General features: G+C 72.8%; 18 protein-coding genes. 7 read left to right on the plus strand and 11 right to left on the minus strand.

All coding sequences use genetic code 11. The features are described 5' to 3' along the window. Positions 1-233: 233 nt before the first annotated feature. Positions 234-437 carry a cold-shock protein gene (locus ACFVGO_RS29730; RefSeq protein WP_359907422.1) on the plus strand — a complete coding sequence of 68 codons (204 nt, stop codon included), beginning with the start codon at positions 234-236 and terminating at the stop codon, positions 435-437. A gap of 109 nt (positions 438-546) precedes the next feature. Here the strand turns inward: ACFVGO_RS29730 and ACFVGO_RS29735 are convergent, their stop codons facing one another. From ACFVGO_RS29735 to ACFVGO_RS29765, 7 genes are all read right to left on the minus strand, one after another. Next, positions 547-3,213, minus strand: a complete 2,667-nt coding sequence (locus ACFVGO_RS29735; RefSeq protein ID WP_380635092.1) for a TIM-barrel domain-containing protein — start codon at positions 3,211-3,213, stop codon at positions 547-549. A 120-nt stretch (positions 3,214-3,333) separates the two neighbouring features. After that, on the minus strand, positions 3,334-4,353 hold the full coding sequence (locus ACFVGO_RS29740) for an SIS domain-containing protein (RefSeq protein ID WP_359907419.1): 1,020 nt from the start codon (positions 4,351-4,353) through the stop codon (positions 3,334-3,336). A 53-nt stretch (positions 4,354-4,406) separates the two neighbouring features. Continuing rightward, positions 4,407-5,246 carry a carbohydrate ABC transporter permease gene (locus ACFVGO_RS29745; protein ID WP_380352781.1) on the minus strand — a complete coding sequence of 280 codons (840 nt, stop codon included), beginning with the start codon at positions 5,244-5,246 and terminating at the stop codon, positions 4,407-4,409. After that, positions 5,243-6,265 carry a carbohydrate ABC transporter permease gene (locus tag ACFVGO_RS29750; protein ID WP_380635095.1) on the minus strand — a complete coding sequence of 341 codons (1,023 nt, stop codon included), beginning with the start codon at positions 6,263-6,265 and terminating at the stop codon, positions 5,243-5,245. The genes ACFVGO_RS29745 and ACFVGO_RS29750 overlap by 4 nt, the downstream gene beginning before the upstream one ends. 19 nt (positions 6,266-6,284) lie before the next feature. Further along, on the minus strand, positions 6,285-7,556 hold the full coding sequence (locus ACFVGO_RS29755; protein ID WP_380635097.1) for an extracellular solute-binding protein: 1,272 nt from the start codon (positions 7,554-7,556) through the stop codon (positions 6,285-6,287). Positions 7,557-7,811: 255 nt separating this feature from the next. Further along, positions 7,812-8,570: a DeoR/GlpR family DNA-binding transcription regulator gene (locus ACFVGO_RS29760; RefSeq protein ID WP_359907407.1), complete on the minus strand. Its 759-nt coding sequence runs from the start codon at positions 8,568-8,570 to the stop codon at positions 7,812-7,814. Positions 8,571-8,686: 116 nt separating this feature from the next. Further along, complete coding sequence (locus tag ACFVGO_RS29765) at positions 8,687-9,691, minus strand: LacI family DNA-binding transcriptional regulator (protein ID WP_380352787.1); 1,005 nt, start codon at positions 9,689-9,691, stop codon at positions 8,687-8,689. A 282-nt stretch (positions 9,692-9,973) separates the two neighbouring features. Between ACFVGO_RS29765 and ACFVGO_RS29770 the strand changes: the two genes are divergently transcribed. From ACFVGO_RS29770 to ACFVGO_RS29790, 5 genes are all read left to right on the plus strand, one after another. Then, complete coding sequence (locus ACFVGO_RS29770) at positions 9,974-11,272, plus strand: ABC transporter substrate-binding protein (protein ID WP_359907401.1); 1,299 nt, start codon at positions 9,974-9,976, stop codon at positions 11,270-11,272. Between the two features lie 2 nt (positions 11,273-11,274). Continuing rightward, positions 11,275-12,240, plus strand: coding sequence for a sugar ABC transporter permease (locus ACFVGO_RS29775; RefSeq protein WP_359907399.1), 966 nt, complete (start codon positions 11,275-11,277; stop codon positions 12,238-12,240). A gap of 45 nt (positions 12,241-12,285) precedes the next feature. Beyond that, positions 12,286-13,131, plus strand: a complete 846-nt coding sequence (locus ACFVGO_RS29780) for a carbohydrate ABC transporter permease (protein ID WP_359907397.1) — start codon at positions 12,286-12,288, stop codon at positions 13,129-13,131. Then, positions 13,128-15,014, plus strand: a complete 1,887-nt coding sequence (locus tag ACFVGO_RS29785; protein WP_380635101.1) for a DUF5107 domain-containing protein — start codon at positions 13,128-13,130, stop codon at positions 15,012-15,014. The genes ACFVGO_RS29780 and ACFVGO_RS29785 overlap by 4 nt, the downstream gene beginning before the upstream one ends. Before the next feature lie 88 nt (positions 15,015-15,102). Next, entirely contained in the window at positions 15,103-17,589 is a 2,487-nt protein-coding gene (locus ACFVGO_RS29790; RefSeq protein WP_380635103.1) for an RICIN domain-containing protein, read from the plus strand. Positions 17,590-17,863: 274 nt separating this feature from the next. On the opposite strand, the gene galT is transcribed toward ACFVGO_RS29790, so the two are convergent. Further along, positions 17,864-18,970, minus strand: a complete 1,107-nt coding sequence (gene galT / locus ACFVGO_RS29795; RefSeq protein WP_380635105.1) for a galactose-1-phosphate uridylyltransferase — start codon at positions 18,968-18,970, stop codon at positions 17,864-17,866. A 265-nt stretch (positions 18,971-19,235) separates the two neighbouring features. On the opposite strand from galT, the gene galK reads away from it, so the two are divergent. Next, positions 19,236-20,381: a galactokinase gene (gene galK, locus ACFVGO_RS29800; protein ID WP_359907386.1), complete on the plus strand. Its 1,146-nt coding sequence runs from the start codon at positions 19,236-19,238 to the stop codon at positions 20,379-20,381. A gap of 24 nt (positions 20,382-20,405) precedes the next feature. Here the strand turns inward: galK and ACFVGO_RS29805 are convergent, their stop codons facing one another. The 3 genes from ACFVGO_RS29805 to ACFVGO_RS29815 form a co-directional block, all read right to left on the minus strand. After that, positions 20,406-21,212 (minus strand): DeoR/GlpR family DNA-binding transcription regulator, encoded by an 807-nt coding sequence (locus ACFVGO_RS29805; RefSeq protein ID WP_359907383.1) that lies wholly within the window; start codon positions 21,210-21,212, stop codon positions 20,406-20,408. Between the two features lie 623 nt (positions 21,213-21,835). Then, complete coding sequence (locus ACFVGO_RS29810; protein ID WP_359915158.1) at positions 21,836-22,876, minus strand: ABC transporter permease; 1,041 nt, start codon at positions 22,874-22,876, stop codon at positions 21,836-21,838. Positions 22,877-22,949: 73 nt separating this feature from the next. Further along, complete coding sequence (locus ACFVGO_RS29815; protein WP_380635108.1) at positions 22,950-24,542, minus strand: sugar ABC transporter ATP-binding protein; 1,593 nt, start codon at positions 24,540-24,542, stop codon at positions 22,950-22,952. Positions 24,543-24,726: the final 184 nt, after the last annotated feature.

Here is a 24,726-nt window from a genome sequence, read left to right on the forward strand (position 1 = left end):
AGGGGCACGCCCGGAAGGGTGAAGCGAAAATATTCGCGTGGTTATCCGCCGCGGCGGCCCGAAGTCTGCTACGGTTGTTTTAGTTGCAGTTGTGGTTCCCATGAACTTTGTGTGCGCCTGCTCTTCGCAGGCGCATTTTTTGTTTTCCGGCTCTTTCCCGGAGGGTTCTCATCGCGGCGACTCGAAAGTCTGCATGGTGCAGGCTTCGGACAGTCTCTCGAAGGAGATTTCTCATGGCTACTGGCACCGTGAAGTGGTTCAACGCGGAAAAGGGCTTCGGCTTCATCGCGCAGGAGGGTGGCGGCGCGGACGTGTTCGCCCACTACTCGAACATCGTTGCCCAGGGCTTCCGTGAGCTCGTTGAGGGCCAGAAGGTCGAGTTCGACGTCACGCAGGGCCAGAAGGGCCCGCAGGCCGAGAACATCCGCCCGCTGTAGTCCTCTGCTCCGGCTTTCGCCCGGCAGAAAAAGGGGCCCGTACCGTGCGTCGCGCACGGTGCGGGCCCCTTTTGCCGTACCGGGGTGGAAGCCCCTCGCCGTCGGGCGGTCAGTTGCCGCCGTGGACCAGGTTGAGCGAGAAGCCGTCGCCGGTGGGGACGGACGGCGTCCGGACCGTCGTCACCCCGGTCGCGGCGTCGTAGTACCAGCCCGAGCCGGCCGCGTCGAGCGCGGCCGCCGAGTCCAGCCGGGGCAGCGGGCCCGCGTCGCCGGCCACCAGGCGCGGGGCGGGGCGGCCGTGCACGGTGAGGCGGTACGACCGCTGGGCCGGCTTGCCGGCGTAGTCGCCCTCGCTGGCGCCGATGCGGACGTTGGTCACGGCGCGGTTCGTGTGCACGTCCACCCGCTGGGTGGCCGAGGAGCCGGCGTTGAACTGCCGGGTGACGCCGTCGTCCTCGTACAGGGTGTAGGAGGAGTCGCCCGCGGCCTGCGGGTAGAGGTCGTAGTCGAGCTCGGAGCGGTCCCGGTTCTCCCAGGACAGCGTGCCCTTGGGCCACATCGGGACGATCGCGCCGCCGCGGACGAACAGCGGCAGCGTGTCGAGCGGGGCGGAGTAGCCGTTGACCGTGGTCGGGCCCTGGTAGGTGCGGCCGGTCCAGTAGTCGGTCCAGGTGCCCTCGGGCAGGTAGATGCCGTCGCGCACGGTGGTGTCCGAGTAGACCGGCGCGACCAGGAAGTCGGGCCCGGCCAGGAACTCGTACTTGGCGTTCGGGCCGAGGGCGTTCGGGTCGTGCGGGTACTCCAGGGCCAGCGGGCGGACCGCGCCGACGCCGGTGCGGGTGGCCTCCGCGGAGAGGGTGTACATGTACGGCAGCAGCCGTTCCTTGAGCTGCAGGTACTTGCGGTTGATCGAGGTGTAGGGCTCGCCGTCCAGCCAGGGCTGCTGGTCCCGCTGCTGCTTGCCCGTCATGTCCCGGGCCCAGCCGTCCATGGTCATGATCGCCGGGAGGAAGGCCTTCCACTGCAGGTCGCGGGCGTACATCTTGGGGTCCCGGCGGTAGATCGAACCGACGTCGCCGGTGTTGTAGGCGATGCCGGACATGGTGGCGCCGGCATAGGTCGGGATCTGCCAGCGGATGTAGTCCCAGGACAGGCTCTGGTCACCGCTCCACAGCACGCCGCAGCGCTGCGCGCCGGCCCAGGAGACCGGCAGCCAGACGAAGCCGCGGGCGTCGCTGTTGTCCTCGATGCCGGCCTTGGCCTGGTCGCAGGCGTTCAGCGCGAAGTCGTAGCCGTTGCCGACCCAGGCCACGTCGAGCTTGCGCACCCGCACGCCGGCCTTGACCTCCTCGGCCTGGTTGGGCAGGCCGTTCTGGGTCCACAGACCGAGCTGGGCGTGGTCCTTGCGCAGGCCCGTGCCGGTCTGCGGCAGGTTCTCGTAGCCGCAGCCGTAGCCGTCGTTGACCAGCATCCAGCCCAGCGGCATCTGGTTGTCCACGTAGCCGTCGGCGACCTTCAGCGCGTCCAGGGTGTGGCGCTCGCCGCGGTTGGCGTTGTGCAGGTAGCAGTCGGAGTCGCCGGGCTCCAGCCCGTAGACGGGCGGCATGAAGGGCTTGCCGACCAGGTCGGTGTACCGGCCGATCACCGCCTTGACGTCACCGGTGAAGTAGTAGGCGTCCAGGCGGCGTTCCTGCTGCCCGGTGCGGACGGGCGAGCCGAAGTCGTAGATCCCGGGCGTGAAGGTGTTGCGGAAGACGCCGTAGCCGGCGGAGGACACGTAGAACGGCTGGGAGTTGTTCCAGCCGCCCTCGTTCCAGTCGGTGCTGTTGGCGACGTGGACGGTCCGGTCGCGGTGCGAGAAGGAGCCGTTCTGCTCGCCGCCGCCGAAGAACTGCTCGTCCGCGCCGCGCACCAGGCTCTGCCGCAGTCCGCCGGTGCTCCAGCGCAGTGGAGCGCTCTCCTGCCAGAGGGCGGTGCGGTCGTCCGCCTTGTACAGGCCGAACCGCAGCGGGTGCTTGTAGACCCGCAGGACCAGGCCCTTGGAGCGGATGCCGTAGTACGCCCCGGCGTCGAAGGTGCTGGTGTCGCGCTGCGGCTCGGGCTGCGTGCGGACGATCGTGCTGCCCGCCGGATCGGTGAGGACGCCGTCCGGGGCGGCCCGCAGGCGCAGCTGGTCGTCGGCGAGGAAGTCGACCCGGGCCTTCAGGGTGCCCGCGGAGATGTCGTAGCTGCCCTGGGAGCCGCCGAAGCCGGTCAGGTCGCCGGCGTCGGCGGTCTGCGGCAGGTAGGCGGTGCCGGTGTAGGAGCCGCCGTGGACGTCATAGGGGACCACCAGGACGCGGTAGGTGCCCGAGGCCTTCGGGATCACCGTGGCCTCCGGGTCGGCGGTGCCCGCGCTGCTGGCCACCTGCTTGCCGGTGGCGTCGTAGATGTAGAGGTCGAAGTCGTCGGTGGGGTTCCGCCAGCGGACGGACACCGGGACGCCGCCCTCCGGATTGTCGTCCCAGTAGCCGGCCGGCACGTTCACGGTGAGGTCGAAGTGGTCGCAGACCGTGCCGCCCGGGTCCTGCGCGGCCGGGGGGCAGCTGCCGGGGTCGCCGAGGGTGCCCTTGGCGTACTGCGGGCTCTGCCAGGTGACGCTCTGGTGGCCCTGGTCGAGGACGGCGGAGCCGGGGGTCGCGGCCCGGGCGGGCAGGACGGGCCCGGCCAGGGCGGGTAGGACGGCCAGGGCCGCGGTGAGGGCGGCCCGGCGGAGGTGGGGCCGGAGTAGGCGCACGGTGGTGTCTCCGTTCGACGTTGAGGAGGTGGGCGGTCAGGACCTGCCGGACGCGCCCGGGCGGGCGAGGAGGCGCGGAGGTGACGGGGCACGCGGTGGTGAGAGGGCGAACGGCGCCGGTCAGGGACGGTGCCGGTCCCCGAGGACGACGGACCGGGTGAGGTGCCGCGGCCGGTCCGGGTCGCAGCCCCGCGACTCGGCCACCGCGACGGCCAGCCGCTGGGCCCGGACGAGGTCGGCCAGCGGGTCCAGGTCGCCGTCCGTTCCACCGGATCCGGCGACCAGGAGGGCGCCGGCCCGGGTGATGTCCTCGGCGAGCCCGGCGGGCGGCGCGCCGAACACCCAGGCCACCCGGCCCGGTTCGGCGATGCTGATCGGCCCGTGCCGGTACTCCATCGCCGGGTACGCCTCGGTCCAGGCGCCCGCCGCCTCGCGCAGCTTCAGCCCGGCCTCCAGCGCCAGCCCGTACGTCCAGCCGCGCCCGAGGAAGGTGAACTGCCCGGCGTCGCGCAGTTCGGCGGACAGCGGCACCGCGACGGCCCGTTCGGCGTCCCGGACCGCGCGGGACAGCGGGTGGACTCCGGCCGGAAGCGCGCCCTCGGCTTCCAGGTGGGCGCGCAGCAGGGCGAGCACGCTGGTGGCGAAGCGGGTCTGCACGACGGACCGCTCGTCGGCGAAATCCAGGACGGCGACGGCGTCGGCGAGCGCCGCGACCGGGGTGGCGGGATCGGCGGTGACGGTGCTGGTGGGCACCCCGGCCGTACGGGCCCGGCCGAGCAGGTCGAGCACCTCGGTGGTGGTGCCGGAGCGGCAGATGGCCAGGATCCGGTCGTAGGCACGCCCGGGCGGGAACTCCGAGGCGGCGAAGGCGTCCGTGGTCCCGTGGCCGCCGCCCTCGCGCAGGGCCGCGTAGGCCTGGGCCATGAACCAGGAGGTGCCGCAGCCGACGACGGCGATCCGCTCGCCCCGGCGGGGCAGGGCGGGGGCGTGCCGCGGCAGGGAGTCGGCGGCGCGGCGCCAGCAGTCGGGCTGCGAGGCGATCTCGGCGGCGGTGCGGGAGGGCGTGCCTGCGGTGCCTGCGGTGCCTGCGGTGCCTGCGGGGTCGGGGGTGCCGACGGGGTCGGGGCTGGCGGGGGCCATGCGGCGGGCTCCTTCGAAGAGGCGGCGGACTTTCAACCCGTGGGTGCGGTCGGCTACTTGACCGATCCGGCGGTCAGTCCCGAGACCACGTGCCGCTCGATCAGGGCGAACAGCACCACGACCGGCACGATCGCGACGACCGACCCGGCGAACAGGTAGTTCCACTCGACGGTGTAGTTGCCGATGAAGCTGTTGATCCCGACGGTGAGCGGCTGGCTCCCCGGCTCGGTGGACAGGGTCAGGCCCATCACGAACTCGTTCCAGGCCGAGATGAAGGTGAAGATCACCGCGGTGACCACGCCCGGCATGGCCAGCGGCAGGACCACCCGGCGCAGGGCCCCGAGCCGGCCGAGGCCGTCGAGCAGCGCGGCCTCCTCCAGTTCCACCGGGATGGCCGAGATGTAGGCGGTGAGGATCCAGATCGCGAAGGCCAGGTTGAAGGCGGCGTTGCAGAGGATCAGCGTCCAGACCGAGTTGAGCATGCCGAGCCGGTAGAACTCGCGGTAGAGGCCTACCAGCAGCGAGGTCGGCTGGAACATCTGGGTGACCAGGACGAGCAGCAGGAAGAGCCGCCGGCCCCGGTACCGGACCCGGGCGGTGCAGTACGCGGCGGGCAGGGCGACCAGCAGCGCCAGCACGGTGGACCCGCCGGCGACCAGCAGGGTGACCCTCAGGTTGCCGCCGAGGGTGGAGTCGCGCCAGACGCCGACGAAGTTGGACCAGGCGAAGTGGTGCGGCAGGTAGCCCGCGTCGCGCAGCTCGTCGGCCGGGCGCAGCGCCGTGACGACCATCTCCAGGTACGGGAGCAGGAAGACCGCCGCCAGCAGCCAGGCGACGCCGGCGAGCACGACGGTGCGCGGCCGGATCGGGCGACGGCCGCGCCGCGCCCTCAACTCTCCTCCCCGTTCCAGCGGCTGACCTTGAGGAAGGCCAGCACCATCAGCACCACCAGCGCGAAGTTGACCACCGAGACGGCCGCGGACTCGCCGATGTCGGTGCTCTTCACCTGGTACATGAACACCGTGGTGGTGGCCGTGTCGCTGCTCGGGCCGCCCCTGGTCATGGCCCAGATGACGGGGAAGGAGTTGAAGACGTTGATCAGGTTGATGACGACGCCGACCAGGAAGGCCGGGCGCAGCAGCGGCAGGGTGATCCGCCGGTAGGTCTGCCAGGGCGAGGCGCCGTCCGTCCGGGCCGCCTCGTACACGTCGGCGGGGACGGTCTGCAGGCCGGCGAGCAGGGTGTAGGTGGTGAACGGCAGCGAGACGAAGACCGCGACGAACACCATCCAGGGCCAGGCCGTCGCGGGGGTGCCGAGCCAGTCCCGGGGGCCGTCGATCAGGCCGAGGTCGGTCATGGCGGTGTTGAGCACGCCGGCGGTGCGGTCGAGCATCCACCGGAAGCCGATGGCGGTCATCAGCACCGACGCGGCCCAGGGGACGATCAGGGCCCAGCGGGCGTACCGGCGGCCGGGGAAGCGCTGGTCGAAGAGCTGGGCCAGGCCGAGCGAGAACAGCATGGTCAGGCCGACCACGACGGCCGTCCAGACCACGGTGGCGAGCAGCACGTGGCCGAGGTCGGCCTCGCCGAAGAGCTTGCGGTACTTGTCCAGGCCGGCCGGGCCCCGGACGAAGCCGCTGGTGCTGATGCGCAGGAAGGAGGTGCGGACCATCTCGTAGACGGGCCACAGGACGACGGCGAGGATCAGCAGGACGGCCGGGGCGATCCAGGGCAGCGGCCCGAGCCGGCCCGGGCGGGAGACCGACGGCGCGGCGCGGCGCGGCGGCCTCGCGGACGGCGGCCTCGCGGACGGTGCGGGGGAGCCGGCGGCGGCGCCGGGGCCGCTGGGGGAGCCGGTGGTGGGGGAGCCGGGGGTCGTGGGGGACCCGGCGGCGGGGGAGCTGGAGGTCACTGGGGTGCCTTCCGCGGGGTCACTTGTCGGCGACGGCGTCCTGGGCCTTCTTCTGCAGGTCGCCGAGCACCTTGGCCGGGTCGCCGGAGACGGCGCTGCCGACGCTCTTCTTGAGCTCGGCCGAGACGACGTCCCAACTGGTGTCGCCCAGCGGGTAGAAGGCGGCGTGCGGCAGCGGGGCGAAGAACGGTTCGAGGTCCGGGTGCTTGCCGCCGGTGGTCATCGCGCGCAGCGTGTCCTGGGTGACCGGCATCAGGTTGTAGGTCTCGTCGAACCGGAGCATGTTGTCCTCGGTGTACGCGAAGTCGAGGAACTTCCTGATCTGCTCGCGGTGGCCGTTCTTCTTGAAGGCCATCGTCCAGTCCGCGACGCCGAGGGTGCTGGTGAGCGGGCCCGCCTTGCCGGGGACGGGGGCCACTCCGTAGTCGACCTTGCCCGCCTGGGCCATCCGGATCAGTGACGGGTGGCCGTTGAGCATGGCGGCCTTGCCCGCGGCGAAGTCGGCGAAGGCGGTCTTGCGGTCGGTGGTGGCCGGGTTGGGGTAGGTGAGGCCGGGGCCCACGAGGTTGGACTTGAGCCAGGAGAAGGTGTCGATGTCGGCCTGGCTGTCGAGGGTGTACCCGCCGTCCTTGTCGGTGGGGCCGCCGCCGTTGCCGAGTTCCCAGAGCATGCTCTCGCCCTGGGCCTCCTCCGGGCCGAGCGGCAGCGCGTACGGGGTGACGCCGGGCGCCGCGGCCTTGATCTGCTCGGCGTCCTTGCGCAACTCCTCCCAGGTGGTGGGGGGTTGGGTGATGCCGGCCTGCCGGAGGATCGCCTTGTTGTAGAACAGGAGCCGGGTGGAGGAGACGAACGGTATGCCGTACTGCACGCCCTTGACCTCGCCGGCCTTGGCGAAGCTGTCGATCAGGTTGCTGCGGGTGGCGGGCGACAGGACGTCCTGCGCCTTGTAGAGGAGGTCGTCGGCGACCTTGTCGGCGTAGCCGCCGGTCTGCAGGACGTCCGGTACGTTGCCGCTCTGGATCATCGTCTTGACCTGCTGGTCGATGTCGTTCCAGTTCACCACCTGGACGTCGACCCTGATGTCGGGGTTGGCGGCGGTGAAGGCGGAGGCGACGCCGTTCCAGTAGGCCTTGGAGCTGTTGGACTCCTTGTCGCCGTAGTCGGCGGCGACCAGTTTGAGCGTCACCTTGCCGTCGGCGTCCGTGCCGCCGCCACTGCCGCTGCCGCAGGAGGTGAGGGCGAGGGCGCCGAGGGCGCACACCGTGAGGAGGGCCGGCACACGTTTGTCCACCGCAGTTACCGCCTTCGTATGCGCTTGATGGGTGATCGGAGATGCTTGATACACGCTGATTCTGCGCAGGTGCGAAAGAGCTTCCTGTGTTAGTGAGTTCATGTCAACCGTTGCGGTGACAGAAACGCCCGGCCGGGAGGCCCGGCCGGGCGTTGCGTGAGGAGGTGCGGGATCCGGGCCCGCGGGATCCGGGGTCTGCGACTTCCGGGCTTCCCGACTTTCGGGACCCGGGCCCGTGGGGCCGGCGGCCCGGCGTCAGGCGCGCAGGACCCGTACCCCGTCGGCGGCGATCGCCTCCTCCTGCTCCGCCGTGACCTCGGCGTCGGTGACCAGGTCGTGGACCTCGGAGAGCGGGCAGATCCGGGCGAAGGTGACCCGGCCGATCTTGCTGCTGTCGGCGAGGACGACCGACCGCGCGCTGCTGCGCAGGAACGCGCGGTCGGTCTGGGCCTCCATCTCGTCGTGCGTGGTGCAGCCCTCCTGGGGGGTCAGGCCGTCCACGCCGATGAACGCGATGTCGAGGTGGTACTGGGCGAGCATCCGGTCGGCGGCCGGCCCCACCAGTTCGTAGCTGGTGGTCCGGGCGATGCCGCCGACCACCACCAGGCGGATGTCCGGCCGGACGATCAGGTCGGCCGCGATGTTGACGGCGTTGGTCACGATGGTGATCCCGCCGCGTTCGGCCAGGACGCGGGCCAGCTCGCTGGTCGTGGTGCCGCCGGTCAGGCCGACCACCGCGCCGTCTGGCACCAACCGGTCGGCCGCCAGGGCGATCCGGCGCTTCTCCGCCTGCCGCGTGCCGTGCTTGTGGCGCAGCGGCAGTTCGAGGTTGACGGCGCCGGTGACCGCCCCGCCGCGGGTGCGGTGCAGCAGGCCCTGGTCGTGGAGTTCCTGCAGGTCCCGGCGGACGGTGGCCGCCGACACCCGCAGGAGCCCGGCCAGCTCGTGCACGTCGGCGCTGCCCGTCTCGGTGAGGTGCGTGAGGATCCGGGAGGTGCGGTCAGCTTTGAGCATGGCGGAAGTCTAGTGCCGTTCGTGCGAGGGACGATCTTTGCGCGGAGCTGCGTGGAACCGCCCGGAACGGGAGCGGTGCGCTCGCCTCCGGGGGCGGCTCCCCGGGTTGGGCCGGTTCAACGGCCACCGACCGGGCCGGTGCTGTCGCGGACGACGAGCTCGGGGCGCAGCAGCTGGATCGAGTTGGCCGGGCTGCCGGAGCGGGTGAGGGCGCGCAGCAGCAGTTCGACCGCTTCCCGGGCCATCTCCCGCTTGGGGATGGCCACGCTGGTGAGCGCCGGTCGGGCCACGCCGACCTCCGGGTTGTCGTCGTGCCCGACGATCGACAGGTCGTGGGGCACGGAGCGGCCCGCTTCCCGGGCGGCCTCCAGCGCCCCCAGGGCGAGGACGTCGTGGGTGGCGAAGAGCGCGGTGATCGTCGGGTCGGCGGTGAGCGCCGCCGTCGCCGCGGCGAAGCCGCCCGCGGGGGTGGGTTCGCGCGCGGTGTGGACGGCGTGGTCGGGGACGGTCAGGCCGTCGCCGGCGAAGGCGCGCCGGAAGCCCGCCACCCGCGGGGCGTGGTCGGGGCTGGCGAGCACCGCGACGCGCTCGTGCCCGAGTTCGCGCAGGTGGCGCCCGGCCAGGTGGCCGGCCCGCTCGTAGTCGATGGTGACCACGGGGAAGCGGTCGGGGGCGTCGGTCTCCCAGGCGCACAGGGCGACCGGGAAGGAGGCCTCGGCCAGCAGCGGCAGGTGGTCGATCAGGTCCCGGTCGCCGGCGATCAGCAGCGCGTCCACCGAGCGGCTGGTCAGGCTCGCCAGGTGCCGCTTGGCGCGCTCGCCGTCGAGCCGGGTCGTGCAGAGCAGCAGGTGGTAGCCGTTCGCGTCGAGGACGTCCTCGACCTCCTCGACGATGTCGGGGTAGAAGGAGCCCGTCACCGTGGGGACCAGCAGGCCCACCGTCCGGGTGGCGCCGGTGGCGAGGGAGCGCGCGACCAGGTTGGGGGTGTACCCCAGTTCCCCGATCGCGGCGCGCACCCGGGCCGCGGTCGCCGGGCTCACGGCCCCCCGCCCCCGGATGACGTTGGAGACGGTCTGCTTCGTGACCCCGGCGCGCTCGGCCACGTCCTGCATCGTCACCATGACTGGATCCTTCGGCTTTACCGGTCAACTTGCTTTCGGTGAAAGGTAGGGCACCGGTGAAGGGGCGTCAAGGTAGATCAAACCCCAGCTCCGGTGCGCAACTTGAGAGCCCCTTGCGCAATCGGTGTCGAAGCGCCGCAGTCCGGAGCAGGTTTTTGCAAGGACTCTTGATTTACCGGTCAACCCGACCGTATCGTCCCAGCCATCCAGCCGCTCCCCGTCCTCGGGCCCCGGCTGACGACACGTCCGCGCGGCATCTCGCGCCTCCGAGAGGAACCACCCATGGGGAGAACGACCATGCCCGCCGCCCGCATCATCGGGGCGGCCACCGCCGTCGCCCTCGCGCTCGGAGCGAGCGCCTGCGGCAGCGGCTCGGAGGGCGGCGCGAAGGCCGCCGGCAGCTTCACCTACTGGTCGATGTGGCGCGCCGACGAGCCGCAGGCCAAGGTGCTGAAGGCCGCGATCGACGACTTCACCGCCACCACCGGCGCCAAGGTGGACGTCACCTGGGCGGGCCGGGACATCGCCAAGAAGATCGGACCGGCGATCGCCGCCAACCGGGCCCCGGACCTGTGGGACGAGTCCGACGACAAGGTCTACGGCACCACCGCCGCGGCCGGCCAGGCACTGGACCTCTCGCCGGTGCTGCAGCTGCAGGTGCCCGAGGAGAACGTCCCGGTCTCCCAGGTCGTCCCGGCCAAGTACTTCGAGATGCTGCCGAAGGACCCGTCCGGCTCCAACCACTACGTGATCCCGTACGAGGTGGTCACCAACGCCATGTTCTACAACGCGGCCGACCCGGCGATCGCCGCCGCCATGCCCAGTCCGCCCACCGACTGGGCCGGACTGCTCAAGGTCTGCGACGCGCTGAAGACGGCCGGGAAGGCGTGCATCGCCTCCGAGGGCGAGGACCCCTGGAGCAACGCGCTGTACTTCGACTACCTGCTCAACGGGGCGGGGGTGAACGTCGCGCAGCTCGCCGCCGACAAGTCCGGCGCGACCTGGGACGATCCGGCGGTCCTCGCCGCGGCGCAGCAGGTGGAGCAGCTGGTGAAGGGCGGCCACCTGATCGAGGGCTACGACGCCACCAAGTACCCCGCGCAGGAGACCAACTGGGCGGGCGGCAAGGCCGCCTTCTACATGGACGGCAACTACGTCACCGCCGAGGTGGCCAATCAGGTCCCGGCCGGCTGGAGGACGGCGTCGATGCTGCCGCCCACCGCGAAGACCCCGGATGCCGGCCTGTTCGGCTTCGCGATCCCCAAGCGGGCCAAGAACGCCGCCGCCGCACAGAAGTTCATCGCCTTCTTCCTGCAGAAGAAGCACCTGTCCGGGATCTCCACCACCGCGCTCAACCTCACCCCGCGCAGCGACATCCCGGCCCCCGCCGAACTGGCCGACGTCCAGAAGGCCCTGGAGGCCCCGACCGTGCGCCTCGGCTTCGACGGGGTGGCCGGCAGCTGGCTGCCCAAGGTCCTGAACGAGAACTACCTGGACTTCTGGCACGGCAAGACCACGGCCGACCGGTTCGTCGCCAAGTGCAAGGCCGACCAGGTCACCTACTGGCAGACCCAGGGCTGACGGTGGCGACGACGATCGACAACCCGCCCCGGACGGACGCCGTCCCGGGCCGGTCCGAGCGCGCCGCCCGCTCCGGCGTCGGCCCGCTGGAGCGCCAGCGCCGCCGGGTGTTCTGGCCCTTCACCGCGCCCGCGCTGATCGTGTACGCGGTGCTGTTCGTCGCCCCGGTCGGCTACGCCCTGTGGACCAGCCTGTACGCGTGGGACGGCATGGGCGAGATGGAGTGGCGCGGCCCGCGGAACTACCTCCTGCTGTTCCAGGACCCGAGGTTCCGCACCTCGCTGTTCAACACGCTCGAACTGATGGTCGTCGGAGGCACGATCACCTTCGTGCTCAGCTTCGCGCTGACCCTGGTGCTGCGCGAGATGCGGGCCAGGCTGTTCGCCCGGTCGGTGCTGTTCTTCCCCTCGCTGGTCAACGGCATGGTCTTCGGCATCGCCGCCGGGTTCCTGTTCTCGCCCACCGGCCCGGTCAACCAGGCGCTGAAGCTCCTCGGGGTGACCACACCGCCCAAGTGGCTGTCGACGGACAACCTGCTCCCGATGGTCCTGGGCACCCTGGTCTGGACGGCGACCGGCTACTACACCTCCATCATCATGGCGGCGGTCGACCAGATCCCCGACTACCTCTACGAGGCGGCCGAACTCGACGGCGCCGGCGCCTTCCAGCGCTTCCGGCACATCACCCTGCCGTGCGCCTGGGACGTCATCGCGGTCTGCGCGGTGCTGTGGACCGTCAGCTCGGTGAAGATCTTCGAGCTGATCCTGCTCTACGGCGGAAGCACCAACGCCTATCCGCCGGTGAGCAGTTGGAACACCGCCGTGTACGTGTACGCCGAGGCCTTCCCGCAGGGCACCGTCCCCCGGCTGGGCACGGCCACCGCCGCCGCGATCGTCAGCCTGGCCATGGTCACCCTGATCACCGTCGTGCTGCGCCGCCTGCTGCGCCGCGAACCGATCGAGTACTGACCCTCGCGTCCCGGCTCCCCGCACCCAACCGGAAAGGTCCCTCCCGTGCGACGCAGTAACCGACCCACCGGACTCGCGAGCAGGATCGGCACGACCGCCGTCTGGATCGTCGTCGCCGCCGACCTGCTGCTGGTCCTGTGGATCCTGCTGACCTCGCTGCGCAGCGGCCCCGACATCCTGCGGCACGGCTTCGGCCTGCCGACCAGCCCGGACACCGGCAACTACACCACCGCGCTCGACGAGGGCGGCTTCGCGCGGGCGGCCCTCAACAGCGTGCTCACCGCCGGCCTCTCCTCCGTGGTCGCCGTCGCCCTCGCCGCCCCCTGCGCCTACGCCCTCGCCCGGCGCCGCTCGCGGACCTCCTCGGCACTGACGATGAGCTTCGCCATGGGCCTCGGCGTGCCCGGCCAGGTCCTGGTGGTGCCGCTGTTCATCGGCCTGTCCCGGGTGGACCTGACCGACAGCGACCTCGGCCTCGGCCTGGTCTACGTCGGCCTGGCGATGCCGTTCACCGTCTTCCTGCTGACCGGCTTCTTCCGCGGCATCCCCGGCGTGCTGGAGGAGGCCGCCGTCCTGGACGGCGCCGGCCCGCTGCGCACCTTCGTCCAGGTGGTGCTCCCGGTCGCCCGGGGCGGGCTGGTCACCGCCTTCCTCCTGCAGTTCATCACCGCCTGGAACGAGACCCTGTTCGCCCTCGTCCTGACGAACAGCCAGGGGACGACCACCCTCCCGGTGGCGCTCTCCTCGTTCGTCGCGGCACAGCAGTTCAACGGCCTGGACTTCGGCACGATGTTCGCCGGGGTCTGCATCATCCTCGCCCCGATGATCGCGCTCTTCTCCTGGATGGGCTCGCGGATCATCCAGGGCATGACAGTTGGGATCGGCAAGTGACCTCGACCCTGCGCACCGACCCGCTCCGCATCCACGGGACCCCCGATCCGGTCGGCGGCACCCTGCCGATCCTGCACGGCCTGCCCCGGCAGACCGGCGCCGGCGCCGGGGTCGACGACGAGATGCGCCGCAACCTGGCCTACGGGGTGCCCGACACCCTGCTGCCGTACACCCGGCAGGGCGGGTACGACCGCGTCCGCACCGAGCGCGAACTCCCGTGCGTGGTACTGGAGAACGAGACCCTCACCGCGACCTTCCTGCCCTCCCTCGGCGGGCGGCTGTGGTCCCTGGTCCACCGCTCCACCGGGCGGGAGCTGCTGCACCGCAACCGGATCCTGCAGCCCGCCAACCTCGCCCTGCGCGACGCCTGGCTGGCCGGCGGGGTGGAGTGGAACCTCGGCGCCACCGGGCACTGGCCGCTGACCTGCGAGCCGCTGCACGCCGTCCGGGTGAGCGCGCCCGACGGCACCCCGGGCCTGCGGATGTACGCCTTCGAGCGGCTGCGGCGCCTGGTGCTGCGGATGGACACCTGGCTGCCCGCCGGCTCCCCGGTGCTCTACGTCCGCATCGCCGTGCACAACCCCGCGCCGACCGAGACGCCGGTCTACTGGTGGTCCAACATCGCCGTGCCCCAGGACCGGGACGTGCGCGTCCTCGGCCCGGCCGACCACGCCTTCCACTGCGACTACGTCAGCGACCTGCGCCGGGTGCCCTTCCCGGAGGTCGACGGCGCCGACCGCAGCTACCCCGGCCGTGCGGCGCGCGCCGCGGACTACTTCCTCGACCTCCCCGGCGGCGAACGCCCCTGGATCGCCGCGCTGGACGGCACCGGTGCCGGGCTCGTCCAGACCTCCACCGCCCGGCTGCGCGGCCGCAAGCTGTTCTGCTGGGGCACCGGCACCGGCGGCAGGCACTGGCAGGAGTGGCTCTCCGGCCCGGACTCCGCCTACCTGGAGATCCAGGCGGGCCTGGCCCGCACCCAGCTGGAGCACCTGCCGATGCCCGCCGGAGCCACCTGGTCGTGGACCGAGGCGTACGGGCTGCTGCAGGCCGATCCCACGGCCGTGCACGGGAGTTGGGACGCTGCCCGGAAGGCCGCCGGCGAGGCGCTGGACCGGTTGCTCCCGCCGCTGGAGCTGGAGCGGGCCGACGCCCGGGCCGGGGAGTTCGGCGCGCCCGAGGAGGTGCTGTCCGAGGGTGGCGGCTGGGCCGCGCTGGAGATCGAGGCCGGTGCCCTGCCCGCCTCGCCCGCCCTGCCCTTCGGCGAGCCGGCGGCCGCCCAGGAACCCTGGCGGCAGCTCCTGAAGACCGGCACGCTCCCGGTCTGCGACCCGCCGGCCGAGCCGGTCACCGGGGCGCACTGGCGGCGGCCGCTGGAGGCGAACGCCACGGACTGGCACGCGCTGTACCAGCTCGGGCTGCTGCGCCTGGCCGACGGGGAGCGGGAGTCCGCCCGCGAGGCGTTCGAGCACTCCGTCGCCGTCCAGCCCTCGCCCTGGGCGCTGCGCGCGCTCGCCCTCCTCGCCCCGCAGGCGCGGGAGGCCGCCGACCTCATGCTCTCGGCCCACCGACTCCGTCCGGAACTGCGGGAGTTGACGATCGAGACGCTGGAGTCGCTGCGGCGCGCCGAGCGCCCCGCCGAGGCACTCGCGCTGATCGAGGCGCTCTCCCCGGCCGACCGGGCGCACGGCCGGATCAGGCTGGCCGAGGCTGAGGCGGCGCACGCCCGCGGCGACGACGACCGGGTCCGACGGCTGCTGGCCGAGGGCATCCAGGTCGACACCATGCGCGAGGGCGAGCTCTCCCTGGACACCCTCTGGCTCGCCGTCCACCCCGGCACACCGGTGCCCCCGCAGTACGACTTCCGCATGGCGGACGGCTGACCGCCCGCCTCCCCCGGACCACTCTCCCGTTCCGCACCCCCCACAGCAGGGGCGCAACCGTGCGCCCCGCCACGGAAGAGGAGTACCAGTGCCACCTCTACGCACCCGATGGACCCGCGTCCTCGCCGCCACCGCCCTGGCGGCACTCGGCGCCGGAACCCTGGCCGCCACCCCGGCGCCCGCCGACACACCTGCCGCCGGCAAGCCGGCCCCCGCCACGTACACGGTCTCGGTCGGCAGGACAGGCTCGTACGCCTACCCCGACGACACCCAGGCCAGTCCCTACATCGACAAGGACGGTACGTTCTACTTCCAGCAGTCGCACTCGCTGTACGGCGCGAACGACTCCCGGAAGTGGAGCTTCTTCACCGGCCGGGACTTCGACAGCGCCACCAGGTCCGCCGCGATCAGCGACGCCGTCAACCCCGCCGACCCGTCGGACCGCAACGACGACACCACCGCACGCTGCAACAACAGCCCCACCGGACGGCAGTCCAGCTACGCGCCGCAGGGTTCGCACTACGCCCAGCGGAACTACTGCGACCTGGCCGGGGTCTGGGTCGACCCGGACAGCGGGGCCTGGTACGGGCTGGTGCACAACGAGTTCACCCCCCAGCCTTTCGGCGACGGCCTGCACTACGACGCGATCGACTACGCCGTCTCCACCGACCAGGGCCGGACCTGGACCATCAGGGACCACGTGCTCACCTCGCCGTACAGCACCACGCGAGGCGACACCGCGGCCTTCCCGCAGCAGACCTTCTCCTACGGCGACGGCGACCAGCGGCTGTTCGCGGACACCGCCTCCGGATACTTCTACGTCTTCTACGGCTCCCGGATCGTCGACAAGGGCGGCAGCTGGGGCGCGTTCCAGCAGCACGTCGCGCGGGCCCCGATGTCCGCCAAGATGGCGCCGGGCAGCTGGCAGAAGTGGTACGACGGCGCGTGGTCGCAGCCCGGGGCCGGAGGCCTGGAGAGCGACATGGTGCCCGCCGACGGCGCCAACCCCACCGGGTACCTCCCGCCGGCCAAGGAGTACAACCCCGCCAACCCCGGCACCGTCAGCCAGCAGATCGCGGCCGGCACGCTCGCCCCGAGCACACCGCTGTTCGTCATGAACATCAGCTACGACGCCTATCTGGGCCTCTACATCGGCACTCCGCAGGCCGTCGACCAGAGCGGCAACGCCCCGCAGCAGATCTACGCCACCAAGGACCTGGCCACCCAGAAGTGGACCCTGCTCGGCGACACCGGCAGCTACCACACCGCCTCCTGGTACCGCTGGTTCCTGGACAGCGCCAGTCTGACCGGCTCCACGATCGTCGGGAAGACCTTCCGGCAGTACTGCTCCTTCGGCTGCGCCGGCTCGGAGGGCCAGTACGTCGAGCTGACCGTCGGCTCCTCCGCGCCGGCCGCCGCGCCGGTCGACCTGACCAGGACCTACCGGATCCAGAGCGGCAACGGCCGGGTCCTCGCCCAGAGCGCCGGCGGCTCCGCCGTCACCTCCACGGCCAAGGCGGCCGGCTCCGCCCGCGAGTCCTGGCGGTTCCTGGCCGAGGGCGACGGCTCCTACCGGATCGTCAACACCGCCACCGGTCAGCTGCTGGGCGTCGACGCCACCTCGACGGCGGGCCGGGCCTGGGGCGCCGCGCTGACCGCCACCGGCGCCGCCGGCGGGAACGTCACCGTCGGGCAGCAGTGGTTCATCCTCCCCAGCAAGGCCGGGAAGGGCCGGTTCCAGCTGGTGAACCGGTACAGCGGCCTGGTGATCGGCATGTCCGGCACCTCGGGCCGGCTCGCCGAGACCGTGCCCGCCCGCTCCTGGAGCGACACCACCGGCGGCACGGTCGGCGGCGGCCGCACGGCGGCCGAGCAGACCCTCGCCCTCGCCCCGACCGGCACGGCCCCCGAGGCGGTCGTCCTCACCGCCCCCGGTGACCAGGCCGGCACCGCGGGCAAGGCCGTCTCCGTCCAGCTCGGCGCCACCGACAGCGCCGGCAAGCCGCTCACCTTCACGGGGTCCGGGCTGCCCGCCGGGCTCTCCGTCAGCCCCTCGGGTCTGATCACCGGCACCCCGACCGGGCCCGGAGTCTCGAAGGTCACCGTCACCGCCTCCTCCGGCACCGCGAGCGCCTCGGCCGTCTTCACCTGGACCGTCGAGCCGGACCTCAGCGGCAACCACACCCTGACCACGGGCGGCAAGGCCCTCGACGACGCCGACAGCAGCACCGCCGCCGGCAACCCCCTCATCACCTGGACCGCCTCCGGCGGCAGCAACCAGCTCTGGCAGTTCCGCCCCCAGCCCGACGGCTCGTACGAGCTGGTCAACGGCCTCTCGTCGATGTGCGCCGACGTCAGCGGCGGCTCCACGGCCGCGGGCGCCCAGGTGATCCAGTGGCCATGCAGCGGCGGCGCCAACCAGCACTGGAACGTCCGGCCGACGGCCGACGGCTCGTACACCGTCACCTCGGCCCACAGCGGCCTGCTGCTCACCACCGCCTCCGGCGCCGACGGCGCCGCGGTGACGCAGGAGCCGGACACCGGATCGCCGCTGCAGCGGTGGTCGATCTCCTGACCCGGGCCCGCAGGGCGGTCCCGCGGGGGCGGTCCTGATGCCGGGCTCCCGGGGCTGTCCCCGGGAGCCCGGCATTTCCGTCGGACCGGACCGCACGCACGAACGCGCACGGAACCCGGGAGGACGTCGGGGCCCGCGCGGACGACGAGACCGCCGGTCGGCCCGAGCCGCCGGCGGCGCGTCCTCGCCCCGATTCCGATCCCGGCCCCGATTTTGACCCTGACCCCGGCACGGCTCGTTCGACGGCCGCGCCGGGGTCCTCCTGTGGGCCGGGTCAGCCGGCCGCGGCCTCGCGCAGCCGCGCGGCGGCGGCCTCCGGGCTCACGTCGGTGACGAAGGCGTCGAGTCCGGATTCCACGCCCGCCAGGTACTTGAGCTTGCCGGGAGCGCGCCGGACGGTGAACAGCTCCAGGTGCAGGGCGAGTTCGTCGCCGCCGTCCTTCGGCGCCTGGTGCCAGGCGGAGATGTACGGGGTCCGGTTCGGCGCGGCGCCGGCGGGAGCGGGGAACAGCCGGTCGAAGCGGCGCAGCAGGTCGAGGTAGAGGCCGGGGAACTCGGCGCGCTCGGCCTCGTCCAGCGCGGTGAGGTCGCGCACCCGGCGGTTGGGGTAGAGGTGGACCTCGTACGGCCAGCGGGCGGCGAAGGGCACGAAGGCCGTCCAGTGCTCGCCCCGGAGCACCAGCCGCTCGGGGGCGGCCCGTTCGGCGGCGACGAGGTCCTCGAAGAGGTTCCGGCCGGTGCTCGCCCGGTACGCCTCGGCGCGGCCGATCATCCGGGCGGTGCGGGAGGGGACGAAGGGGAAGGCGTAGATCTGCCCGTGCGGGTGGGCCAGGGTGACGCCGATCTCCTCGCCGCGGTTCTCGAAGCAGTACACCTGCCGGACCTCGGGCCGGGCCGACAGTTCGGCCGTGCGGTCGGTCCAGGCGTCCAGCACCAGGCGGGCCCTGGCCTCGTCCAGGTCGGCGAAGGAGGCGTCGTGGTCGGGGGCGAAGCAGACCACCTCGCAGCGGCCGGTGCCCGGCCGCAGGGTGCGCAGGGGGTCGTCCTCGTGGGCGGTGACGTGGGCGGCGGAGTCCGGAGCGAGCGAGGGGAAGCGGTTCTCGAAGACCACGACCTGGTAGTCGGCCGCCGGGACCTCGCTCAGCCGGCCGTCCCGGGAGGGGCAGAGCGGGCACTCGCCGGCCGGGGGGTGGTAGGTCCGCTGCTGACGGTGGGCGGCGACGGTCACCCACTCGCCGAGCACCGGGTCGAGCCGGGTCTCGGAGAGGCTCGCGGAGGGTTCCAGCGGGCGTTCGTCCACGGCGGTCCGGGCCGTGCCGAACTCCTGGTCGTAGTAGACGAGTTCGCGGCCGTCGGCCAACTTGGTCGCGGTCTTGTGCACCGCTGTGCTCCTTCTGCGGGGGAGTTCGGCCAGCCTGTGCCGATCTCCAACAGAATCAAACATATCCGATCGTTTGTCAACAGGTGTAGACCTGCTGGCAGGTCATCAGGCGCCGCTTCCGGTCCGCGCCGCGATGAGAAATCCGCAGGTGTTGACTGTGGCGGCCGATGATGTTTGATTATGTCGAAATCAACTCCCGTCCGCCGATGGAAGCGCCGGCGGGAGCCGACACAACGCACACGCACGACGTACGGGAGCCGAGCAGATGATCGACCGGGCCGCCACCGACTTCGAGGCCGTCCACGGCGCCCGGCCGAGCGGCGTGTGGGCCGCGCCCGGCCGGGTGAACCTGATCGGTGAGCACACCGACTACAACGACGGCTTCGTCCTGCCCATCGCCCTCCCGCACACCACCAGGGTCACCGCCCGCCGCCGTGCGGACGGCCGGGTGCGGCTCCACAGCACCCAGGGCGACGGCACCATCACCGACCTCGCGCTCGACGGCCTGGCCCCCGGGGTCGTCACCAGCTGGGCCGCCTACCCGGCCGGCGTGTTCTGGGCCCTCGCCGAGGCCGGACACGCGATCGGCGGCGCCGACCTCTCCGTCGACAGCGACGTGCCGGCCGGCGCCGGGCTCTCCTCCTCCGCCGCCCTGGAGTGCGCCACGGCCGCCGCCCTGAACGACCTGTACGGGCTCGGCCTGTCCGCGCCGGACCTCGCCCTGGTCGCCCAGCGGGCCGAGAACGCCTTCGTCGGCGTGCCCTGCGGGGTGATGGACCAGATGGCCTCCGCCTGCTGCACGGACGGGGCCGCGCTGCTCCTCGACACCCGGACGCTGGAGCGGCGCCACGTCCCGCTCGACCTGGAGGCGGCCGGCTTCCGGCTGCTGGTGATCGACACCCGGGTCAAGCACGACCTCGGCGACGGCGCCTACGCCGCCCTGCGGGCCGGCTGCGAGCGTGCCGCCGACCTGCTCGGCCTGGCCGCGCTGCGCGACCTGCCGGCCGCCGGCCTCACCGCGGCCCTGGAGCGCCTCCCCGGGGAACTCGCCCCGCTGGTGCGGCACGTGGTCACCGAGAACCGGCGGGTGGCCGAGGCGATCGAGCACCTGGACGGCGGCCGGATCGCCGCACTGGGGCCGGTCCTGACCGCCGGACACGCCTCGCTGCGCGACGACTTCCGGGTCTCCTGCCCCGAGACGGACCTCGCGGTCGAGGCCGCCGTGGCCGCCGGGGCGCTGGGCGCCCGGATGACCGGCGGCGGCTTCGGCGGCTCCGTCATCGCCCTGGTGGCCGCGGCGGACGTGGCAGCGGTCGCGGACGCGGTGCGGTCGGCCTTCGGCTCCGCCGGCTTCGCCGCACCCGTCGCCTTCACCGCCGTCCCCTCGGCGGGGGCGCGTCGACTGGCCTGACCGGGCGGGGCCCGGAGTGTCCGGTCAGCCGGCGGCCGGTACCACGACGAGTTCGCCGACCGCCTCGGCGAGCGCGCTGCGGGCCGCCGCGGGGAGGGCGTCGTCGGTGATGAAGCAGTCGACCTCCGTCAGGGTCGCGAAGCTGCTCAGGCCGACGACGCCCCACTTGGTGTGGTCGGCGACCACGACGGTGCGGCGGGCCGAGGCGATCAGGGCCCGATTGGTCTGCGCCTCGGCGAGGTTGGGGGTGGTGAGTCCGGCCTGCTCACTGACGCCGTGCACGCCGAGGATGAGCAGGTCCACGTGGAGCGTGCGGATCGTCTGGTCCGCGAGGGAGCCCACCAGGGCCGCGGAGCGGGTCGGCGCCCCACCGGTCAACAGCAGCGACGGAACGGTCTCCGCTCCGTCGCTTTCCGCTGCCCACAGCAGGTCCGCGATCCGCAGGGAGTTGGTGACGACCGTCAGCCCCGGGACCTCCAGCAGCCGGGAGGCGACCGCGTAGGTGGTGGTGCCGGCGGACAGCGCCACCACGCTGCCCGGTTCCACCCGCTGCGCCGCGGCGTCGGCCAGGGCGGCCTTGGTGCCCTCCTCCAGCCCGGACTTCACGTCGAAGCCGGGTTCGTCCGTGCTGGCGGTCCCCACCGCGATGGCCCCGCCGTGGACCTTCTGCACGTCTCCCTGGCGCACCAGTGCGTCCAGGTCGCGGCGGATCGTCATGTCCGACACGCCGAACTGCTCGACCAGCTCGGCGACGCGCACCGCGCCGGCCTTGCGGATGGCCTCCAGGATCAGCGCCTGGCGCTGCGGGGCGAGCAAACTCTGATCAGCCACGAAGGCCCTTTCGATCGAACGGGTGCCTGACCGCTCCCGCTTCCTCCGGCAGGCCGACCCTGCCGCGGTCCGGACGTACCGGTGCCACCGCCGAGGGCCGGGCCGGGCGCCGGAGCGTTCGCGTCGGTGACCGGGGAGCCGTCGGCCGCGACATGATCCAGTATCCCAGGACCCCGGCGGGCCCCGACCCGACCGGTCGGCCGGTACGGCGGGGGCCCGGACGCACCGCACCGGGAGCCGCTCGACGCCCCCGTGTGCCCCCAACCCCCTTGGCAGCCCTTCCCTTCGGGCCCCCGACCCCCCCACACGGAAAGGACCCACCCCCTCCGCCCCCCCCCCCGGGGCCCCCCCCGCCGGTTCCGGTCGCGGTCCGGCCGACCCTCGGCGGCCGACCGCTCGTTCCGCCTCCGGCCGAGTCCGGACCCGCTGCCACTGTGCGGCGGGTCCGGTCAGGGGACGGCCGGGGCGGACGTCATGGGGGGTGGGCGCCGGGGCGCCCGGTCCGGGAGCCCGCGGGGCGCACCCCGAAGGGGAGCCGGCCCGGCGCCGCACGCGTCGGGCCGGCTCAGGGGCCGGTTTCCCGCGCGCCGGGCGGTGGGGCGCCGGCGCACGGGAGACCGGGCTCAGGCGGGCAGTCCGACCGCCCGCTCGCGGTTGCGGCGCTGCTGGATGACGACGGCGGCGACCAGCAGGGAGCCCTGGGCGACGTTCTGCCAGAAGGCGTTGATGCCCTGGACGGTGAGGCCGTTCTGCAGTGCGCCGAGCAGCGCGACGGCGAGCAGGGTGCCGCCGATGCTGCCCTTGCCGCCCTTGAGGGCACAGCCGCCGAGGGCGGCCGCGGTGATCGACTGCAGCTCCAGGCCCTCGCTGCCGGAGACCGGCTGGCCGCTGCCGGTGCGAGCGGTGAGCAGCACGCCGGCCAGGGCCGCGACGGTGCCGGAGAGGGCGTAGGCGGCGATCAGGTACTTGTTGAGGTTGATGCCGGCCAGGCGGGCGGCGGTGTCGTTGCCGCCGATCGCGTAGATGTTGCGGCCGATGTCGGTGTAGGTGAGCAGGGCGTGCACGGCGACGGCGGTGAGGATCAGCAGCCAGACCATGGTCGGCAGACCGGCGATCCTGCCGCGGCTGAGGAAGACGAAGACCGGGTCGTTGAGCACGTAGCCCTGGGCGCGGCCGTCCGAGACGAGCTGGGCGACGCCCTTGTAGGCGGCCAGTCCGGCGAGGGTGGCGATGGTCGGGTTGACCCGGCCGTAGACGATCACGACGCCGTTGAACAGGCCGATGCCGGCGCCGATGGCGAGCGCGGCGCCGATGCCGAGGTACGGGTCGGCGCCGGTGGAGGTGAAGACCATGGCGCTGGTGACGGAGGCCAGGCCGGCCTGGGAGCCGACCGAGATGTCGAGGCCGCCGCAGATGATCACGACGGTCTGCACGACGGCCAGCAGGCCGGAGATGGTGGCGGCCTCGGCGATGACCTGGATGTTGTCCCAGCCGACGAAGTTGGGGTTGAGCGAGCCGAACAGGGCGACGACGGCGACGAGGGCGCCGATCAGGCTGAGGTTCTGGCCGCCGATCGCGGCGAGCAGGGCGCGCGGGCCGCCGGACCGGACGGGCAGGGCCCCGGCGTCCGGCACCGGGGCGGTCGGGGGAGTGGCGGTGGTCATGCGCCCACCTCGCTGCGCTCGGCAGGGGCACTTGCCCACGCGCGCCTTTCGATGGTTCGCTCGCTGCGCTCGTTCACTGGGTCTCTCCGGTCTGGGCGGTGGTGGTGGCGGCGAGGTCGTCGGCCATGGCGAGGTCGTCGGCCATGGCGAGGGCGAGGACGGCCTCCTCCGTCGCCCGGTCACGGGTCAGCTCGCCGGTCGTGCGGCCGTTCTGCATCACCACGACCCGGTCGGCGAGGCCGAGGACTTCGGGCAGTTCGGAGGAGATGACCAGGACGGCGGTGCCCTCGCGGGCGAGGTCGGCGATGATCTGGTAGATCTCGGCCTTGGCGCCGATGTCGACGCCCCGGGTGGGTTCGTCGAGGATCAGCAGGTCGGGCTTGCGGGCGAGCCAGCGGGCGAGGACGACCTTCTGCTGGTTGCCGCCGGACAGGGTGCGGACCTCGGCCTCGACGGAGGGCGCGCGCACGCGCAGCCGGTCGGCGTACTCCTGGGCGAGGGCCTTCTCCTGGCGCTGCTTGACGAACCGCCATCGGCTGAGCCGGCGCAGGCTGACCAGCGAGGTGTTGTCGCGGATCGTGCGCTGCAGGAACAGGGCCTGGGCCTTGCGCTCCTCGGGGGCCAGGCCGATGCCGGCGGCGATGGCGGCGCGCGGGTCCTTCAGCCGCAGGACCTCGCCGTTGAGGGCCACCGTGCCGGAGTGGATCGGGGCGTCGCCGGCCAGGGCGAGGGCGAGTTCGGAGCGTCCGGCGCCGATCAGGCCGGCCAGCGCCACGACCTCGCCGGCCCGCACGGTCAGGCTGACGCCGTGCACGTCGTCGGTGGTGAGGTCGCGGACGTCCAGCACGACGCGGTCGGTGGCGACCTGCTGGCGGACGAACAGCGAGGACAGGTCGCGGCCGACCATGAGCCGGACGAGTTCGCTCTCGTCGGTGGCGGCGGCCTCGACCACCCCGGCGACCCGGCCGTCTCGCAGCACGGCGATGCGGTCGGCGAGCCGGAAGATCTCCTTCATCCGGTGGGAGACGTAGACGACGGCGATGCCCTCGTCGCGCAGCCGCCCGATCAGGGCGAACAGGGCCTCGACCTCGTGCTCGGAGAGCGAGGAGGTGGGCTCGTCGAAGGCGATCGCCCGCGGCGGGACGGCGCCGGTCAGGGCCCGCATGATCTCGACCAACTGGCGTTGCGCGGCGGTGAGTTCGGACCCGAGCAGGTCGGGGTCGAGGACCTTGTCGAAGCCGAGGCGGGCCAGGTCCGCGGTGATGCGGCGGCGCAGCTCGGCGCGGTCCAGGCGGCGTCCGGCCCGGCGGGGCAGCGAGCCGGCGTAGACGTTCTCGGCGACCGGGACGTGCGGGATGATCTCGGGTTCCTGCGGGATGATCCGGATCCCGGCGCGGCGGGCGTCCTGGGGGGACTGCAGGTCCACGGCCTCGCCGTCCAGCAGCACGCGCCCCTCGGTGGGGCGGTGGTCGCCGGTCAGGATGCGCAGCAGGGTGGACTTCCCGGCGCCGTTCTCGCCCATCAGGGCGGTGACCCGGCCGGGCGGGAAGGTGAGGGTGACGTCCTCCAGGGCCCGGACGGAGCCGAAGCGCTTGGACACGCCCTCGGCGCTCAGGCCGGGGGCGCCGCTCGCCGGCGGGACGGGTGACGGTGCGGGTGTGGTCATCGGGGCCTCGTTGGCAGTGCGGTGCGTACGGTCTGGGGGAGCCGTGCACGCGGTCGGCGGTGCCGGTGGTCGCGGTACGGTCTCCGGGAGCGCGGCGGGGTGGGGGGGGGGGGTGGGGGGGTGGGGGTCCCCCCCCCCACCCACGGGTCTGGGAGGGGTCCGCTTCAGGGAACGCCCACGGGAT

It is taken from the genome of Kitasatospora sp. NPDC057738, from assembly GCF_042798815.1.
Classification (GTDB): Bacteria; Actinomycetota; Actinomycetes; order Streptomycetales; family Streptomycetaceae; genus Kitasatospora; species Kitasatospora lactacystinica.

Excerpts from the sequence above, each read along its gene's own strand:
- ACFVGO_RS29730 (WP_359907422.1), top strand. The coding sequence starts at position 234 with ATGGCTACTGGCACCGTGAAGTGGTTCAACGCGGAAAAGGGCTTCGGC.
- ACFVGO_RS29740 (WP_359907419.1), bottom strand. The coding sequence starts at position 4,353 with ATGGCCCCCGCCAGCCCCGACCCCGTCGGCACCCCCGACCCCGCAGGC.
- ACFVGO_RS29760 (WP_359907407.1), bottom strand. The coding sequence starts at position 8,570 with ATGCTCAAAGCTGACCGCACCTCCCGGATCCTCACGCACCTCACCGAG.
- ACFVGO_RS29765 (WP_380352787.1), bottom strand. The coding sequence starts at position 9,691 with ATGGTGACGATGCAGGACGTGGCCGAGCGCGCCGGGGTCACGAAGCAG.
- ACFVGO_RS29770 (WP_359907401.1), top strand. The coding sequence starts at position 9,974 with ATGGGGAGAACGACCATGCCCGCCGCCCGCATCATCGGGGCGGCCACC.
- galK (WP_359907386.1), top strand. The coding sequence starts at position 19,236 with ATGATCGACCGGGCCGCCACCGACTTCGAGGCCGTCCACGGCGCCCGG.
- ACFVGO_RS29810 (WP_359915158.1), bottom strand. The coding sequence starts at position 22,876 with ATGACCACCGCCACTCCCCCGACCGCCCCGGTGCCGGACGCCGGGGCC.
- ACFVGO_RS29815 (WP_380635108.1), bottom strand. The coding sequence starts at position 24,542 with ATGACCACACCCGCACCGTCACCCGTCCCGCCGGCGAGCGGCGCCCCC.